This is a genomic window from Achromobacter sp. NPDC008082, from assembly GCF_042957345.1.
Lineage (GTDB): Bacteria > Pseudomonadota > Gammaproteobacteria > Burkholderiales > Burkholderiaceae_B > Achromobacter > Achromobacter kerstersii_A.
In genome coordinates, this window is record NZ_JBIBIB010000006.1 from 493,666 (window position 1) to 510,880 (window position 17,215).

The 17,215-nt window shown below is 63.6% G+C and carries 15 protein-coding genes; 8 read left to right on the top strand and 7 right to left on the bottom strand.

Features of this window, described 5'->3' with window-relative positions:
* Positions 1-119 precede the first annotated feature (119 nt).
* Both ACFZAI_RS25835 and ACFZAI_RS25840 read left to right on the top strand, forming a co-directional pair.
* Entirely contained in the window at positions 120-791 is a 672-nt protein-coding gene (locus ACFZAI_RS25835; protein ID WP_391569611.1) for a response regulator, read from the top strand.
* Entirely contained in the window at positions 788-2,146 is a 1,359-nt protein-coding gene (locus ACFZAI_RS25840; RefSeq protein WP_391569612.1) for an ATP-binding protein, read from the top strand. Before ACFZAI_RS25835 ends, ACFZAI_RS25840 begins: the two co-directional genes overlap by 4 nt.
* Before the next feature lie 56 nt (positions 2,147-2,202).
* Here ACFZAI_RS25840 and ACFZAI_RS25845 read toward each other — a convergent pair whose 3' ends face one another.
* Complete coding sequence (locus tag ACFZAI_RS25845; protein ID WP_391569613.1) at positions 2,203-2,943, bottom strand: SDR family oxidoreductase; 741 nt, start codon at positions 2,941-2,943, stop codon at positions 2,203-2,205.
* Between the two features lie 195 nt (positions 2,944-3,138).
* Here ACFZAI_RS25845 and ACFZAI_RS25850 point away from each other — a divergent pair, with 195 nt between their 5' ends.
* The 3 genes from ACFZAI_RS25850 to ACFZAI_RS25860 all read left to right on the top strand — a co-directional run bounded on the left by ACFZAI_RS25850 (position 3,139) and on the right by ACFZAI_RS25860 (position 5,733).
* The gene (locus tag ACFZAI_RS25850) at positions 3,139-4,032 is read left to right on the top strand and encodes an AraC family transcriptional regulator N-terminal domain-containing protein (RefSeq protein ID WP_391569725.1); all 894 of its coding nucleotides are present in this window, start codon (positions 3,139-3,141) and stop codon (positions 4,030-4,032) included.
* 87 nt (positions 4,033-4,119) lie between these two features.
* Positions 4,120-5,376 (top strand): hypothetical protein, encoded by a 1,257-nt coding sequence (locus ACFZAI_RS25855; protein WP_391569614.1) that lies wholly within the window; start codon positions 4,120-4,122, stop codon positions 5,374-5,376.
* A 129-nt stretch (positions 5,377-5,505) separates the two neighbouring features.
* Entirely contained in the window at positions 5,506-5,733 is a 228-nt protein-coding gene (locus ACFZAI_RS25860) for a hypothetical protein (RefSeq protein ID WP_391569615.1), read from the top strand.
* 10 nt (positions 5,734-5,743) lie between these two features.
* Here the strand turns inward: ACFZAI_RS25860 and ACFZAI_RS25865 are convergent, their stop codons facing one another.
* From ACFZAI_RS25865 to ACFZAI_RS25885, 5 genes are all read right to left on the bottom strand, one after another.
* Positions 5,744-8,497, bottom strand: coding sequence for a decarboxylase (locus ACFZAI_RS25865; protein WP_391569616.1), 2,754 nt, complete (start codon positions 8,495-8,497; stop codon positions 5,744-5,746).
* Positions 8,498-8,507: 10 nt separating this feature from the next.
* A complete protein-coding gene (gene aspT, locus ACFZAI_RS25870) occupies positions 8,508-10,196 on the bottom strand; it encodes an aspartate-alanine antiporter (RefSeq protein ID WP_391569617.1) in 1,689 nt (562 codons plus the stop codon).
* Between the two features lie 194 nt (positions 10,197-10,390).
* Positions 10,391-11,806 carry a TolC family protein gene (locus tag ACFZAI_RS25875; RefSeq protein WP_391569618.1) on the bottom strand — a complete coding sequence of 472 codons (1,416 nt, stop codon included), beginning with the start codon at positions 11,804-11,806 and terminating at the stop codon, positions 10,391-10,393.
* Positions 11,807-11,816: 10 nt separating this feature from the next.
* Entirely contained in the window at positions 11,817-12,959 is a 1,143-nt protein-coding gene (locus ACFZAI_RS25880; protein WP_391569620.1) for an HlyD family secretion protein, read from the bottom strand.
* An 18-nt stretch (positions 12,960-12,977) separates the two neighbouring features.
* Entirely contained in the window at positions 12,978-13,331 is a 354-nt protein-coding gene (locus ACFZAI_RS25885) for a DUF3302 domain-containing protein (RefSeq protein ID WP_391569621.1), read from the bottom strand.
* Positions 13,332-13,469: 138 nt separating this feature from the next.
* Here ACFZAI_RS25885 and ACFZAI_RS25890 point away from each other — a divergent pair, with 138 nt between their 5' ends.
* Together ACFZAI_RS25890 and ppk2 are read left to right on the top strand one after the other, a co-directional pair.
* Complete coding sequence (locus tag ACFZAI_RS25890) at positions 13,470-14,429, top strand: helix-turn-helix domain-containing protein (protein ID WP_391569622.1); 960 nt, start codon at positions 13,470-13,472, stop codon at positions 14,427-14,429.
* Between the two features lie 107 nt (positions 14,430-14,536).
* Entirely contained in the window at positions 14,537-15,352 is an 816-nt protein-coding gene (ppk2, locus tag ACFZAI_RS25895; RefSeq protein WP_391569624.1) for a polyphosphate kinase 2, read from the top strand.
* A gap of 41 nt (positions 15,353-15,393) precedes the next feature.
* On the opposite strand, the gene ACFZAI_RS25900 is transcribed toward ppk2, so the two are convergent.
* A complete protein-coding gene (locus ACFZAI_RS25900; RefSeq protein WP_391569625.1) occupies positions 15,394-16,137 on the bottom strand; it encodes an IclR family transcriptional regulator in 744 nt (247 codons plus the stop codon).
* 94 nt (positions 16,138-16,231) lie between these two features.
* Here ACFZAI_RS25900 and ACFZAI_RS25905 point away from each other — a divergent pair, with 94 nt between their 5' ends.
* Entirely contained in the window at positions 16,232-17,200 is a 969-nt protein-coding gene (locus ACFZAI_RS25905; RefSeq protein ID WP_391569626.1) for a Bug family tripartite tricarboxylate transporter substrate binding protein, read from the top strand.
* The last annotated feature ends 15 nt before the right edge of the window (positions 17,201-17,215 follow it).

Genomic DNA, 17,215 nt, shown 5'->3' on the forward strand with positions numbered 1-17,215 from the left:
TGGCGCGCAGCTTAGGCAGCCAACCTTAATGAGAAATTAACCGTCCCCCGGTGGTAATCTCAGCCGTGCACGGCGTAAAGGCGTGAGGGCGTGAAGGCGTGAGGGCGTGAAGGCGATAAATGAGAATCCTCATCATTGAAGACGACCCGCTGATCGGTGATGGCCTGAAATCCGGCCTGCGGCTGCTGGGCTATGCGGTCGACTGGTTTACAAACAGCCGCGAAGGCGACCACGCCATGGGGGTCGTGCACTACGACGCCGTGGTGCTGGACCTGGGGTTGCCGGGCGAAGACGGCGTATCGCTGCTCAGCCGGTGGCGCCGCGCGGGACACACCTTGCCCGTCGTCATCCTGACCGCGCGCGAAGCCGTGGAAAGCCGCATCGCGGGGCTGGACGCCGGCGCGGACGACTACCTGATCAAACCCATCACGCTGGACGAACTTGCCGCACGCTTGCGGGCGGTGACGCGGCGCGTGGCGGGCAAGCCCGAACCCGTCTGGCGCCACGGCCATCTGGACTACCACCCGGCCCTGCACGAAGTGCACTGGAAGGGCCAAAAGGTGGATCTGACTACGCGGGAAGCGCTGCTGCTTGAACTATTTCTGACCCATCCAAACCGCGTTCTTACCCGCGACTTCATCCGCGACAAGCTCTACGACTGGGACTCCGAACTGGAAAGCAATGCGCTCGAGGTCTTCGTGCACCATCTGCGCAAGAAAATTCATCCCAAAATTGTGCGCACCGTAAGGGGCTCGGGCTATGCGCTGGGCCAAGTGGACGCCGAGTCATGACATTGCAGCGCAGGCTGATTATCGCGGTGCTGCTGGCCGCCCCCATCGCGTGGCTGTTTACCATCGCCGGCACATACTGGCGCGCCTCGCACGAAATCAACGAGCTCTACGACACCGACATGCTGCGGCTGGCGCAGCAAACGCTTGGCATCTCGGCGTTGATTCCGCCCGCTGCCTCTTTGCTGCCCATGCCCGCGCAGACGCCCGCGTCAACGGATTCTGGCGATGCCGGACTGGGCGATCTCTCTGTCGCCATCTGGCGCGGCTCTGATGCCCCGCTGGTGCTTGACCCCGAAGCCTTGCAATTTCCGCGTGAAGGAGATCGGACGGGGTTCTTTGAAGCCGTCGTCAACGGCGAGCCGTGGCGGCTTGTCTACCTGAACGATCCCGACGGCCAGACGCGCGTCGCGGTGGGACAGCGCATTGGCGAACGCAACGATCTGGTGGTGGCCTACATCGCGGGCCAGATTCTGCCCTGGCTGGTGGGGTTGCCGGTGCTGATTGCGTTGCTGATCTTCGCCGTGCGCCGGGCGATGCGGCCGGTGCGTGAGCTATCGATGCAGCTGGAGCAACGCAGCCCCGATGACGCCACCCCTTTGCCTAGCGCCGACGTGCCGGGCGAATTGAAGGGCCTGCTCAATGCCATGAACGGCTTGCTCGCGCGCGTGAGCACGCTGATCGAACAAGAGCGGCGGCTGACGGCGGATGCCGCACACGAGCTGCGCACGCCGTTGGCGGCCGTGCGCGCCCAATGGGACGTGGTGCAACGCACCGCCGACCCCACTGAACGATTGCAGGCGCAGACGCGCGTCACGCGCGGGATGGAAAGGCTGGATCGGCTGGTGTCGCAATTGCTGACCATGGCCCGCCTGGACAGCGCCAACCACGCCGACTTCGGCGGCTCCGTAAATTGGCGCGCCGTCGCGGAACAGGCGGTGGGAGACTGCCTGTGGATCGCGGACCGGCGCGACGTGGACATCACCGTGGAATGGCCGGACGCGGACGTGCTGCCGCTGCCGATCGCCGGCGATGAAGATGCGCTGACCATCCTGCTGAAAAACATTCTGGACAACGCCATTCGCTATGGCCCGCGCCATTCGCTGGTACGGCTGACGTTCTCGCCCACACGCATCACCATCGATGACCAGGGCTCGGGCATTGCGCCCGACGTCCTGCCGCGGCTGGGCGGCCGCTTTGTGCGCGCCCCGGGCAATGAGGAAGCCGGCAGCGGGCTGGGCGTATCGATCGCCCGCCGCATCGCCCATCACCATGGCATGAGCATCCACTTCGCGATGCGCGATGCAAGCAGCGACCTGGGGCCGGGGCTGCAAGTCACGTTGCGGCGGGGCGAGTAGGCGCTAAGCCCGTTTCAGAGCCTTATTGCTGATACTGCGAAACGCGGGCCAGCGGTTCAGTACGGGCTGGCGGTCGGACGCACGACGATCTCGCTCACGTCCACGTCGGCCGGCTGCTCCACGGCGTAGGCGATGGCGCGGGCGATGGCGTCGGGTGTGATGGCGATGCGGCGGAATTCCTGCATGGCCACGCGGGCGGTGTCGTCCGAGATCGTGTCAGCCAGCTCGGATTCCACAACGCCCGGGCAGATCACCGTGACGCGGATCTTGTCCGTCTCTTGGCGCAGCCCGTCAGAAATGGCGCGCACCGCAAATTTGGTGGCGCAATACACGGCGGCGGTGGGCGACACCGCCAAGCCGCCAATCGACGAGATATTGATGATTTGCCCGTGGCCTTGCTGTTCCATCGTCGGCAATACCGCCGCGATGCCGTGCAGCACGCCGCGGACGTTGACATCGATCATCTGGTTCCACTCGTTGATCTTCAGCGCATTCAGCGGCGAAAGCGGCATCACGCCCGCATTGTTGACCAGCACATCGATGCGGCCGAAAGTCTCCAGCGCAAAGCGTGCGAATGCGGCCACGTCATCGGCCGAGGTCACGTCCAGGGCGCGGTAACGAACGATGCCGCCGGCCTCCTCCAGGGACTTCGCCAGTTCGGCCAGCCGATCGGTGCGGCGTGCGCCGATCACCAGCCGATGCCCTTGCGCCGCCAGCAGGCGGACGGCGCCCTCGCCGATGCCGCTGCTGGCGCCGGTAATCAGGATGACCTTGGATGCGGTGGAATGGTTTGCCATCTTGCATACTCCTATTGTCAATCGGTAGAAGAATGGTAGAGAACCCGCGCCCCAAGGCGAATACACGGACCGATGCCGTTATTGCCTATTCCTATTAAATCTATTTATGCGCGGAGTCAGGCGGCGCTAGAATGACGGCCAACGCGACAACAGGAGCACGCGGTGTCCAACGCCCCCCTACCCGCTTCCATCAAGATGGTTCGTCTACTGGAAAAACTGGCGCCCAACGAGGGCTACACCCAGTCGGCGCTGGACAGCGTGCGGCTGATGCGATCTGACCGTCCGCTTGGGCGCACGCCCGTGTTCTATGAGCCGAGCATCGTGATTGTTTGCCAGGGCCGCAAGCTGGGGTTTTTGGGCGACGAGGTCTACGTCTACGACGCCCAGCATTACCTGGTGCTGTCCGTCCCGCTGCCGTTCTCAACCGAGACACAGGCCTCGCCCGAAGCGCCCATGCTGGGGGTATCGATCCGTCTGGATCTGCTGGAACTCAGCGACCTGATCACGCAGATCGGCGCGACCGGCCGCCATCCCGATGCGCCGCCCGCCGGCATCGCTTCCACGCCTTTGGCCGGCCATCTTGCTGGCGCCACGGTACGGTTGCTGGAAGTGTTGACGGACCCGCTGGACGCGTTGGTGCTGGGGCCGGGCATCGTGCGGGAAATCTGCTATCGGGTGCTGACCGGCGAGCAAGGCGGGGCGATGCGTGCGGCGCTGGCGCATCATGGCCGCTTCGGACGCGTCGCGCGCGCGCTCAAGCGGATTCACGCTGACTACGCCACGCCACTCAACGTCGCGGGGCTGGCCGAGGAAGCGGGCATGAGCGTGCCGGCGTTTCACGCCAACTTCCGCACGGTGACGCAGACATCGCCCATTCAGTACATCAAGTCGACCCGGCTGCATCAGGCGCGCCTGATGATGATTCGTGACGGCGTGACCGCAGCCGCGGCCGCAGCACGCGTCGGCTACGAAAGCGCGTCCCAGTTCAGCCGCGAGTTCAAGCGCCTATTTGGGCGCACGCCGGCCAACGAGGTACGTGACATGCGCGAATCCTTCACGCTGTCGCCCGCGGTGCGTTTCGGAGCCTAGCCCCGCCACGCCGTCCGCATCAAAGCGGCGCGGCCAAAGTGGTTGATAATGCCTGTCCTCGCAACGAAGACAGGGAGACCCTGCAAGATGAGTCTGAACACACCCCGCCTATGGGAGCGACTGCGGCGTCCGGTCGCCGCAATGATCTTGGGCTTGCTGCCCTTCTGGCTGTTCCTGGGTACGTCCCAGACAACCACCGTGAATGGCAAGCTGGTGCAGGACTCCAGCTTCAACGTGCTGGGCTTGATTCTGGCCATTGCGGGGCTGGTCATGGCCGTGAAGATGCTGAAGCGGGATGGCGCATACGGTGAGATGCCGCGCTGGTGGCCGCGCACCGTGCTGGCGGTGTTGGCGGGCCTGCTCTGCGTCTTTCAGATTGGGCAAACCGCAGGCTTCTATCACGTCAATGTCGGCCAATCGATTGCACAGTGGCAAGCCAAGCTTCTTGGCCCCTCTGAACCGCGCGCGCAGGCGCTGGCGGCTGAGCTCGATCAAGCGATGCAGGCCCGCACCCAGCAGCGCGCTGCAAGCGTGGACCAAGTCTTGCTGCGCGATGACATCGCCACGTCGCTGGCGCGCATCCACGCTAACGGCACGCTCTTCAATCTGTATGCCGAAGCGTGCAACAACCCTGGCAAGCGCTTCGTGCTGGACGCGACGCCCGCGCTGCTGACCGACGACGACAAGACCTTTGTCAACAAGGCCCAGCAGCTGGCGGCGCGCAACGCGACGGAGCGTTTTGATTGCGATAGCCCGCAGGTGCGCGACTTCATGTCGAATTGGCTGGCCGACGATGTGCTGCGCGACCGCGCCAACCTGGCCCTGCAAACCACCGCCTACCAAGAACGTTTCGGCGACAAGCCTGCGCCGGCCGGCAAGGATTCCCTGGTCACCACGGGCCTGGGCATATGGCTGGGCGATACGGTCAGCCAAGTGCAGACGGCGCTAGGCACCACAAGCGCGCCGGTGGCCGCCGCCAGCTCGGGCTATTACAAACTGGATCTTCCCGAGCGCGGCATCGAACTGCTGTTCAGCCCCGTCGGCGAAGTCGCCTCCATTACCGTGCGCGCCCCGTTCAAGGGCAGCATCGTCGGCCTGAAAATCGGTGATAGCCGCCGCACGGTCAACCGCCTGCTGGGCGATGGATGGATCGACGTGCGCCTGCCTTACGACAACGCCGACGCGGGCTACAACATTCAGCTGCGCAAACTGACGCCTGGCACGCAGGTGCAATGGCTGGACCGGCGCGCGGGTAACGACGTGGCGGTGGTGCAGCTGTCGGGCGCGAACTACGCCAGCACGGTTGACGAGATCCGGCTGATCACGCCGCGCCGGCCGGGGTAGCGCGGGCGCATATTCCAGACACGGGAACGGGGCCGATCTGCCCCCCGTTCCCATGCTGCAACGCGTATTGACCTCTTCTTGTATGCATGACCCAATAATCGCCACAACCCCAATCGCGTGGAGGTGGTCATGATGCAGGCGCAAACCAAACGGGTCATGGAAGTCGTGGCGGCCGCAGAGGACGGAACAACCTACCGCATCGACCGGTACTGCCGCTCCCAGCCCGACCAGGTGGCCGATCCCCATTACTTCTGCTGCCTGCAAGATGGGCAGCTGGTGTCCTGGCGCGGCGATGGCAACTATGAGCTGCCCGACGGCACCATCGTGACGACGGTAGCCACACGCTTGTGTGGATAGGCTGCAAACCCTAAGCCGGCGCCCGCTTTGCGATGGCGGACGGTTGAATCAGTTTGATCCCGCGCGCCGCCTGATAGCCGTGGATTTCCTTCACATCCAGCTTGCGCATGAATTCAATGGTGCCGGCATCGATGATCTGGCCCGGCACCATGATGGGAAAGCCGGGCGGATACGGGATCACAAAGTTCGCTGACACCAGCTCCGGGCCGTTCGCCAGGCGCTCGTCCAGTTTGGGGCTGGCCAAGGGCAGGTACTCGCACTCGTCCTCGTTGTAGGCCGCGAAGAACGCGGTGCGCATATTGCCTTCTGACGTGGTGCTGGCGGGATTGTCGCGGTAGCCATCGTGAAAGCTGCTGAAGTTGGGCAGGCTGGGCACGTCTTCCATCAGGCTCTTGACCTTGGCGGCGAACCCCATACGCCCTTGCTCGCCTTCGGACTTGAGCCGGGCCTCGATATCTTGGGATATTTCCAGCAGCACCTTGATCAACGCGGCCACGTCGCTGCGCGTGTTGTTGATATTGCTTTGCAGCAGGGCGCTATTGCGCGAGGTCTTGTTCAGCTGGATGTTGTACTTGGAGGCCAGCAGATTCTTGAACGTAGTGCCGTCGAATCCCGCCGTGCCGCACACAAGCGTCAACCGGGTCGGGTCCAGGCAGAATTCGTCTTCTTTCAGCGCCTTCACCGCGGTCAGCCAGGTCATCCCCGGTTGCAGGTAGTCGGTAAAGCCCGAGCCGCGAAACGCCTCCGGGATCATCTTGTCGGCCCCCAGCACGCTGAAGTACTTCGAGATCAGCGGATGCTTGGCCACTTCGCGGCGTATGGCCAACGCCACTTCAATTGCGCGCATGACCAGCTCGTAGCCTTCAAGCTCCATCTGACGCCGCGCGACATCCAGCGAAGCGATGATCTGCGCGTTCGGCGAGGTCGATGCGTGGATGAAGACGGCTTCGTGAAACGCCGAGAGGTGATGGTCGTAGTCTTCATCGCGCACGGCCACAATCGACCCTTGCCGCAGGCTCGACATGGACTTGTGCACGGAGTCCGTTTCATAGACACGGATGCGCATCGTCTGCGGGTTTGGCACCAATTGCCGTTCCATCACGCGGGGGTCTTTCGGGTCCAGGTCTACGCCCAGTTCCTTGACCTGGGCGTTCCATTCCTCCATGGCGGCGGGGTCGTCACGCCATTGCTCAAGCGCCGCCGCCGCGCCCATGGCCGTTCGGGGACGCAGGAACGGAGACCACCGGGCAAAGCCGAACCAGGCTTCATCCCAAAGAAAAATCAGGTCTGGCTTGATGGCCAGGCATTCCGCCATCACGCGGCGCGTGTTGTAGATATGGCCATCGAACGTGCAGTTGGTCAGGGTAACCATCGACACCTTGTCGAGCCGCCCTTCCGCTTTCAGATCCAGCAGCGCCCGCTTGATGGTGGCCAGCGGCACCGCGCCGTACATCGAGTATTCCGTCATCGGAAACGCTTCGACGTAGAGCGGCTGCGCGCCGGACAGCACCATGCCGTAATGGTGAGACTTATGGCAATTGCGGTCGACGATGACGATGTCGCCCGGCTTGGTCACCGCCTGGTAAACCATCTTATTCGACGTGGACGTGCCGTTGGTCACGAAAAACACGTGGTCCGCACCGACTGCGCGCGCGAACTTTTCTTGTGCAAGCTTGATGTTGCCCGTGGGCTCCAGCATGCTGTCCAGCCCGCCGGTGGTGGCGGAGGTCTCCGCCAGGAACAGGTTCAAGCCATAGAACTCGCCGAAGTCGCGTATCCAATTCGACTTGATGATGGACTTGCCCCGCGCAATCGGCAGCGCATGAAACGTGCTGATCGGCCGCGAGGCATAGTGCTTGAGGTTATCGAAATGCGGCGTCGACTGCCGGTCGCGCACGCCTTCCAGGATGTTGAGGTGCACCTCCATCGGCTCCTCGGCTTCGTAGAACACGCGGCGTATCACGGATGCTGCCGGGTCGCCCGCCAGTTGTTCGACGTTGCGGTCGGTCAGTAGATAGACATCCAGTTCCGGACGGATGTTGGCGATGAAACGGGCGAGCTTCAGGCCGGCATCTTGGGACTCGCCCGCAGTGGGTTCCATGTGCTGATACACCGTCAGGAAGTCGCGCAGCACCGGGGTGTCGTGCTTGGAGCCAAAAGGCACGCCGTCATAGATGACAACCGCCTCGATCTTGCCGTTAAGAATGGTCGCCAGCACCGCGTCTTCGAAGGTGCCGACCAGCACGGGTTCATACACCAGGCCATCCTCGGGCCGGCGCAGCTGGCGGATCTCTTGGCATATGGCCGCCGAGCGCGCAGGAGACATCGCGTTCACGAACAGGGTTTCGAAATACGGCCGCCGCTGCGCGCCCGCGCCCAGGCCGGGCGGCAAGCGGTCAGGGACATCGGTGGACGTTTCGTCGGCCACTTCCCATTCGCTGCTGTCGTAGCGATAGCTGCCGGAAAGCAACGCGCCGCTCATACGCAATACCAGCCGCGCCGTGCCTAGCGCGTCGCCTTCGGCAAGCCGCTCATCCAGCGCATGCAGCAGGTGCGCGCCGGGATAGGCGAAGTAACTTTCCAGCGCGCGCAGTTCCGCCAAGGCCTCCTGCACGGGCGCGCCCTGTGAGTGGCGCTTGCCCAGCCGCTCTTCAGCGGCCCAGGCCTGCGCCTTGGCATTCATGTCGCGCCATCGGTCAGACCGGGCGGCGGAATTCGAAAACAGATGGTCCAGGTGCTGCGGAGAATTCGTGTGACGGGTCATGGTGCTCTCCTTAAGCGAGAATCATGATGATGACCATGCCCCATATGGTCAGCAGCGTATTGCCGACGGCATACGTGACCGTGTACCCCAAACCCGGCACCTGGCTCTTGGCGGCTTCACACACCATGCCTAGCGCCGCGGTCGTGGTGCGAGAGCCCGCGCAAATCCCGAGGATCAGCGCCGGATGGAATTTGAAAACGAACTTGGCAAGCAACATGCCCAGGACGAGCGGAACGGCGGTTGCGAAAATGCCCCACAGGAACAGGCTGATCCCCAGCTTCTGCAAGCCGGCCACAAAGCCTGGCCCCGCCGATATCCCCACCACGGCAATAAAGACGTTCAGGCCCACGGAATTCATGAACCAGAGCGTGGGTTCGGGGATGCGTCCGAAGGTGGGCCGGATGGCGCGGAACCAGCCGAACACAATGCCGGCGATCAACGCGCCGCCTGCCGTCGAAATGGTGATGGGTATGCCGCTGACATTGATCACCACCGCGCCGACCAGCGCGCCCGCCGTGATGGCCAGCGACATGAACGCGACGTCGGTCACGGTGGTGGGCCGGTCCACATAGCCGATTTCCTTGGCGGTGGCGTTGATGTCCTGCGTGCGCCCCACCACGGTGATGACGTCGCCACGGAACAGCTGCGTCTTCGGCAGCACCGGAATCACGGTCTCGGTTGGGCCACGGCGTATGCGCTTCAGAAACACGCCACGCGCACCGGGCCAGCGCGCCAGCTCTTCCAGCCGCTTGCCGTCCACCTTCTTGTTCGAGATATAGATATCGACGCCTTCGGTCTTGATATCCAGCAGCTCGGCGTCTTGCACTTCGCGGCCGCTGGGGCCAAGCCGGGCAATCAGCTGATCGCGCTTGCCGCCGATGGCGACGATATCGCCGGCCACGATCAGCGTGGTCCGATCGGCTTCGATGATCTTGCCGTCGCGGCGGATGCGCTCAACAAAGGCCCGTACGCCATCGTGCGTACCCGCCTCGATGTCACCCACCGCGCGGCCGATGAAGGGGCTTTCGGGCGCGACCGAATACGCGCGCACCTCGAAGTCATGCCACTGCGTTTCGCCTTCCGCGGCGCCGCCTGCGCCCAGCATCTGCTCGTATTCCTTGCAGGCCGCCACGAGATCAATGCCCAGCAGCTTGGGGCCGATCTGCGCCAGGATGATGGCCGAGCCCACCGTGCCGAAGATATACGTCACGGCGTAGGCAATGGGCATGGCATCCAGCAGCGCCTGCGATTCTTCCGGCGACTTGCCCAGGCGGTTAATGGCGTCGGTCGCCAGCCCCATCGACGCCGAAATGGTCTGGGACCCGGCGAACAACCCGGCGGCCGAACCCAGGTCATATCCCGCAATGACGGCGGCGACGGCAGCCGCGCCTAGCGAGAACAGCGCCATGATCACGGCAAAGATCGCTTGGGGCAGGCCATCTTTGGCGATACCGCGCACAAACTGCGGCCCCACGCCATAGCCCACCGCAAACAGGAACATCAGGAAAAAGACCGACTTTACGTTCGGCGAGATCTTCACGCCCAGAATGCCGATAACGATCGCAACCAACAACGTTGCGGTCACCGCCCCCAGGCTGAACCCCTTGAAGCTCTTTCCCCCGATCCAGTAACCGATTCCGAGCGCCAGGAAGATCGCGATTTCGGGATAGGCCTTAAGCGTAGCGACGAACCAATCCATGGTGTTCTCCTTATGCGACGGAATCTAGCCGCTGAGAATTTTTCGGGCCATACCCAATCTGCGGTACGTTTCCCTATGACGGCTTGGCCCATGACGGGCTGGCCCATGACGGGCTGGCCCATGTCGGTCTGCCCCATGTCGGTCTGCCCCATAACGGGCTGCCCTATGACTGCGTGGCCCTGACTACCCTTCCGTTACTCGGAAGGAACATCGGCAACGCTGAACGTGCCGCCCAGCGCCAAATGCAGGTTCACGCGCTGTACCAGCCGTTCCGCGCGCACATGCATCAAATCGCTTTTCACGCGCAACATATCGCGCTTGCGCTGCAAGACGTCGAAGGTGTCGAACTGGCCGATCTGGCGTTGCACTTGCGCCAGCTCCAGCGCGCGCGTGCTCTCGGCATACTGGCGTTGAATCGCGCGCTCGCGCAGCGCCAGTTGCTGCTCGCCCGTCAGTCCATTTTCGACTTCGCCCATGGCCGTGAGGATGGCGCGTGCATAGGACGCCAGCGCTTCGCGCTGCTGCTCGGTGCGCAACTCCAGCGTGATCTGGCGGCGGCCGGCATCAAACAACGGCCAGATCAACGATGCGCCCACGGGGTATACCCAGCTCTGCATGCTGGTGGCCAGGCCCGAGTAATCCTTCGTGAAACGGCCCGCCCCCGCAAAGATGGAAATGGCGGGCAGGCGCGCGGCCTTGGCTTCTTCGGCGCCGAAGTACGCGGACACCATGCGCTCGCGCGCGGCAATCAGGTCAGGCCTGCGGTCCAGCAAGTCCAAGGGCAGCCCGGGCGCAAGCGGCGGCGGGGTGTCGGGGATGGCTTCGTTCGCTTGCGCGGCCCCTTCGGGGTAGCGGCCCAGCAATAGCTCCAGCGCACGCAACGCCTGCATGCGCGCCTGTTCGCGTTGCGCCACAACATCTGCGGCGGCTTCGCGCTGCTGCGCCCAATAAGCCACGTCCAGCTCGCTGACCTTGCCGATGCGGCGGCGGTATTGCACCAGCTCAAGCTGTTCGCCGGTTGTGCTTTCAAGCTCTTGCGCCAGCGCCAGTTGGCCGGTGGCCTCTAACGCGGCAAGCCAGCTCTTGGCGGTCAATGCGCCAAGGGACTGGCGCGCGTACGCGTAATCGGCTTCGGTAGACCGGTATCCGGCCTCGCCCGCGCGCTGCTCTGCGCGCGCCCTGCCCCATAAATCGATTTCCCAGTTGATCAGAATGGCGTAGCCATTGGCGGAAAACGCGCTGCCGGGGGTCGGGTCTGTCGCGGTGCGCGCACCGAAGCCCACGGTGGGCAGCAGGGCTGCGCCCGCCAGCCTGGCTTGCTGCGCCGCCTGCTGCACCCGGCTGGCCGCCACACGCAGATCCAGGTTATTGGCCAGCGCTTCATCGATCAGCGCTTGCAAGGTTCCATGTTCGGGAAACCCCGCCCACGCCGGATCAAACGCCGCCACCCTGGCGCTGGCGACCCAGTGCTCAGGCACCGCCTTGCCCTCCATGGCCTGCGCGGCCATCGCCTCGTTGGTGGGCGCGTCCAGGTTGGCGCAGCCCGCACTCAGGGCGGCCGCGCACAGGGCGGTGAGAAGCTTGGGAACGATCATGCGTCTTGGATGCATGTCGGCCCCATCAATGCAGCTTCAGAACCAGATAGTCCAGCTTGGACTGCACACGGAAGATGACCTTGCGCACCATATGCAGCGCGCCCAGGCTGTCCGTGTAGATCGCGGCGTTACCGCGGGCGCCCATCGCCAGCGTCATCTCCTGCGGCGTTTCAAGATCAATGCGCACCGCAAACTGCATGGGCGCCGCGGCTTGCGCGCCTTCGCTGGTGGTGCCGGGCAGCACGCCGGATGCCTGGAATTGGCCTTGCGACGTGGCCCACACAATGGAATCCACCGTGCCCTTGAAGACGTGGCCCGGCACCGTGCGCAGCGACACTTCGACTTCATTGCCGGGCGCGACTTTGGTCAGCTGATTCTGGTCGAAGAACGCCACCACCTGTTGCGTGGTCTCCACAAACGACATGATGGGACGCAGCGGTATCGCGGCCGCGTACGACCCCACGCGCGCCTGCAAATTAATGGCGTAGCCATCGGCGGGCGCATACAGCGTGGTCTGCGCCAGCTCCCACTTTGCCGTATCCAGCTCGGCCTTGACCTGCGCCACCGCCGCCTGATCCCCGTCCACCATCGCTTCCTGATTCAGTTTGATCTTGCGCTCGGTCTCGCGCGCGGCCTCCCAATTGCCCACCCGCACTTTCAGTTCGCTTTGAAAACTTTGCACGTCGTACTGGCTGCCCGCGCCGCGCGCGGCCAAGGCGGTGCTTTGGCGCAGCCGCATCCGGGCAAGGTCGACTTGCGCCAGCGCCGCCGCCGTCAGGGATTGCGCGGCGGCAAGGTCGCGGTCCAGCGTCTGCTGCGTGGCCTGCGCATCAATCAGCTTGGCCTCCAGCTGCCTGACTTTCAATTGATAGGGCTCGGCATCCAGGCGCAACAGCACGTCGCCCTTCTTGATCAGCCGGTTGCCTTCCACCGCAATCTCCACAACGCGCCCCGTCACGCGCGGAATGATCTCGACCACGTAGTTGACGACGCGCAGCTCGTTGGACGACGGCGTCACCACGTTGATGATCAGCACCAGCGCCGCCACGCCAGCGGCGCCGATGGCCACCACGGCCACTTGCGATTGGATGTTCCAGGGCAGCCACTTCAGCTTGATGAAGATCAGCCAAATCAACAGCCCGTACACCATCAAGATGAGTTCAAGCATGCCGGCACCCCGCTGTGGTCAACCCAAGGTTTCGGGACCGGACCCGTCTTCCTCATGCTTGTCGCGGCCATAGGCGAGCCGGTATCCAACGGGTCTGGTGTGCGCCCACAACCACGCAAAGGGCCACAGCATGCCGCCAAACACCAGCGATAACAGGCACAGCGACTTGATGGCGTCGGCTTGAGGGTGATGACGTTTTTCGGCAATCACTTCCGGCAGAACATGCAGCTTCCAGAAGATCCAGATGGCCAGGACAGGGACAAGCACAAGCACGACCCAGACGAGCACATCCGCGATGGCGTCCTCCAGGTGTCCCGACACAGCGTGCCCCGTCATGGGAAAGCACAGCAGCGCAACGGTTGCTACGGCCACGAACCGGCGCCGCGATTTGGCAAGAAACATGTGAAGCCCCTTGCAAGAGAACGTGACCTGCATTTTCGCCAGTGACGCAGCCCTTAGTCCATGCTAATTTCGGCAGAATATCGTCAGCTCTCTTGCGTGGAGGCGTAGATGAAATTGCAGCACTTCGAGTCATTTGATTCGTACGCGGCCGCGCTCTTCCACGCCGATGTACGGGTATTCCTATTGGGGTCCAGAGACGGGGGCTGGCGCACCGGCCATCTGGATGTGGATGGCATCGACGTGCAGCGCGGCGTCACGAAGGTGCCCAACCTGTGCGAAGCGGTGGGCTGGGCCACGCACCTGACATTGCTGCTGCCAGAACGCGCACCGACGCACGCCTGGTTGAACGGCGCGCCCTTCACCCAAGACTCCCTGGGGGTGCTGGCGCCGGGAAAAGGCTTTGTCTTTCGCGCCTCCGGCCCCAATGACTGGGTCAGCATTGCGCTGCCGCTGGCCTTGCCGCTATTCACGGCTGACAGCGTCGCGGCGCAGACGCTGCGGCGTTGGACTAGCGCAGCCGGCACGGTAAAGACAGACTACCTGCAAGTGGCTGCGCTGCGTGAAGCGGCCCTCTTGTCGATGTCGTCCACCTGCCCGCCTGCGATTGGCCGGCGTCTGATCGAGCAGCGCTTATGCGATCTGATCGCCGCGCGCACCCCGCACGACAAGACCAAAGGCCGGCCCGGCCTGTCGTTGCCGCTGCTGTGCGAACTGGCGCTGTCGATTTTTCGGAACGACCCGCAGCAGGCGGTGCATGTCGACGAATTGTGCCGGCGCATGAAGATCAGCGAACGCAGCTTGCGCGATGTGTTCCAGCTGTGTTTTGGCATGAGCCCGGGCCATTACCTGTGCCTGCGCAAACTCCATGACGTCTATCTGGATTTGGCGGACAGCGCGAACCGGCAGACCGTTTCCGATTGCTTTTTCCAGCATGGCTATCCGTACTCCACGTATGCGGCCGCACGCTATCACGCGCTATTTCTTGAAACCCCGTCCGAAACGCGGCGCAGGCTCAATGCCCATTCAACTTCGCATTCACCTTCGCATTCGCCTTTGCCCCCTGCCTGACGATTTTTCGCCGGAATCATCATGGACGCGTGGCGGGCCGCCGCCTCACAATCTCAACGTACGCGAAGCGCTACGCAAGTAATTCGTGCGACTCAAGGAGGCAAGTCATGGCCAAGAAAAGAGCAGCGGAAGACGGCGTGAAAGCAGCCCAGCCCCTGACGGGCAAGGCCTACGAAAAAGAACTCGCGCGCCTGCATGTCGAACTGGTCAAGCTTCAGCAGTGGGTGGTGCACAGCGGCGCCAAGGTCTGCATTCTGTTTGAAGGGCGCGATGGCGCGGGCAAGGGCGGCACCATCAAAGCGATTACCGAGCGCGTCAGCCCGCGCATTTTTCGCGTCATCGCCCTGCCCTCACCCACCGAGCGCGAGAAGACGCAGATGTATGTGCAGCGCTACCTGCCGCATCTGCCCGCGGCCGGTGAAGTCGTGATCTTCGACCGCAGCTGGTACAACCGCGCAGGCGTCGAACGCGTGATGGGCTTTTGCACGAAGGAACAAGCCAAGGTGTTCCTGAAGGCCGTGCCGCTGGTGGAGCGGGCGATCATCGATTCCGGCATCATCCTGCTCAAGTACTGGCTGGAAGTCAGCGAGGAAGAACAAACCCGCCGGCTCCAGGCCCGTATCCACGACGAGCGCAAGATATGGAAGCTGTCCAAACTGGACCTGGATTCGTACAGCCGCTGGTATGACTATTCGCGGGCGCGAGACGATATGTTCGCCGCCAGCGATACGGACCTTGCGCCGTGGCACGTGGCCGACTCCAACAACAAGAAGCGCGTGCGTCTGAACATCATCAGCCACATCCTTCAGAGCATTCCGTACAAGGCGCTGCCCCGCCCCGAGATCAAACTGCCCAAGCGGCAAAAGGCGCAAGGGTATCAAGAGCCGGATCGGCCGATTCGATACGTTCCGCAGAAGTTCTGAAACCTAGCGGCCCACATGGGCGCTGGCGGCGCCACGCGCGTTCAAGCGCCTTGACGCGCGCCCATCATCGAACGCGACAGCCGGCTGGCCGCGGCAAGAATGGCGTCTTTGTGGCCCAGCAGCACTTGCTCGGTCAAGCGCGAGATCGGGCCAGAGATGCACATTGCGCCCAACAAGGTCCAGTTCATGCCGTAGACGGGCGCCGAGATGCTTGAGACTTCGGCATCGCGCTCGCCCAGCGACATCATGTAGCCGGCGCGCCGCACGGATTCATAGGGTTCGCCGGCCTCGCCGGAGAAGGCCAGCAGCACGCGGCCCGGGCTGCCCAGCGTGAGCGGCAGCGACGCGCCCACGCGCACATGGTGGCGGATGGACTTGGGGCCTTCGACACGCGCCATACAGATGCGCTGGTTGCCCTCGCGCACATAAAACGTGGCGCTTTCGCCCGTGGCCGCCGAGAGCTCGCGCAGCACCGGCTGCACCACTTCCTGCACGTTGAACGTGGCCTGATAACAGGCGCCCAGCCAGCCCGCCGCGCGCGCCAGCCGCCAGGTGCCATCGGCGCGTTGCGCCAGGTAATCGTCCATGGCCAGCGTGCGCGCCAGCCGCAGCACCGTCGAACGATGGCAGCCGGTGCGCCGGCTCAGTTCCGCCAGCGTCAGGTGCGAGTCTTCAACGCCGAACGCTTCCAGGATGCGCATGGCGCGGCGCACGGCGATAACGCCTTCTTCGCCGTCGTCGCCCGCCTTCGCGGCTTCCGAATTTCCAGTCTCTTGATCGTTCATGGTATGCAACATGTTTCGCTAGACGAACCTGGATTGTATTGTGCGGAACACGATCCGACAATGCACCTACCAAAACAACAATCGGAGACAAACCATGAAAGTCGTCGTACGCGCGCTCTCAGGACTCGCCCTCGTCTGCGCAACCGGGCTCAGCCTGGCCCAGGGCTACCCCAACAAACCCATCCGCCTGGTCGTTCCGTTTCCCCCCGGCGGCGGCACCGACGTGCTAGCCCGCGAAGCCGCCGTGAAGGTCGCCAGCAACACCGGCTGGAACATCGTGACCGAGAACCGCCCCGGGTCGGGCGGCAACATCGGCGTAGACACGGTGGCCAAGTCCGACCCCGATGGGTATTCGCTGGTGCTGGGGCAAACCAGCAACCTGGCGATCAACCCTACGCTGTACGCCAAGCTGCCCTATGACCCCGAGAAAGACCTGACCGCGATTGGGCTCATTGCCGACGCGCCGCTGGTGATCGTGGTGCCGGCAGGGTCGCCGTTGAAGTCGTTGGACGACATGATTGCGGCCGCCAAGGCGAAGCCGGGAATCCTGAATTACGCCAGCTCGGGCAACGGCACCGTGTCGCATCTGGCGGCCGTGCAGTTGCAGAACGCAGCCGGCATCCAGCTCACGCACATCCCCTACAAAGGGGCCGCGCAGGCCTCCAATGACCTGATCGGCGGACAGATCGACATGTACCTGTCGTCCGTTCCCACGCTGATCGGCCACGTGCGCAACGGCAAGATGCGCGCGCTGGCGGTCACGTCCGCCCAACGCGTGCCCGATCTGCCCGACGTGCCCACCATCGCCGAACGCGGCTATCCGGGATTTGAAGCGGTGACCTGGTTCGGTCTGGCCGCCCCCAAGGGCGTGCCGAAAGACATCGTGGACCGCCTGAACGCCGAGTTCAACAAGGCGCTGCAATCCAAAGAGCTAGGCGTGAAGTACCAGGAGCAAGGTGCGCGCGTGCTGACGGGCACCCCTGAAGACTTCGCCAAACTGATCCGCGACGACCGCGCCCGCTGGGGAAAGATCGTCAAGGACTCGGGCGCCCGCGTCGAATGACTTTTGCCTTCTCAT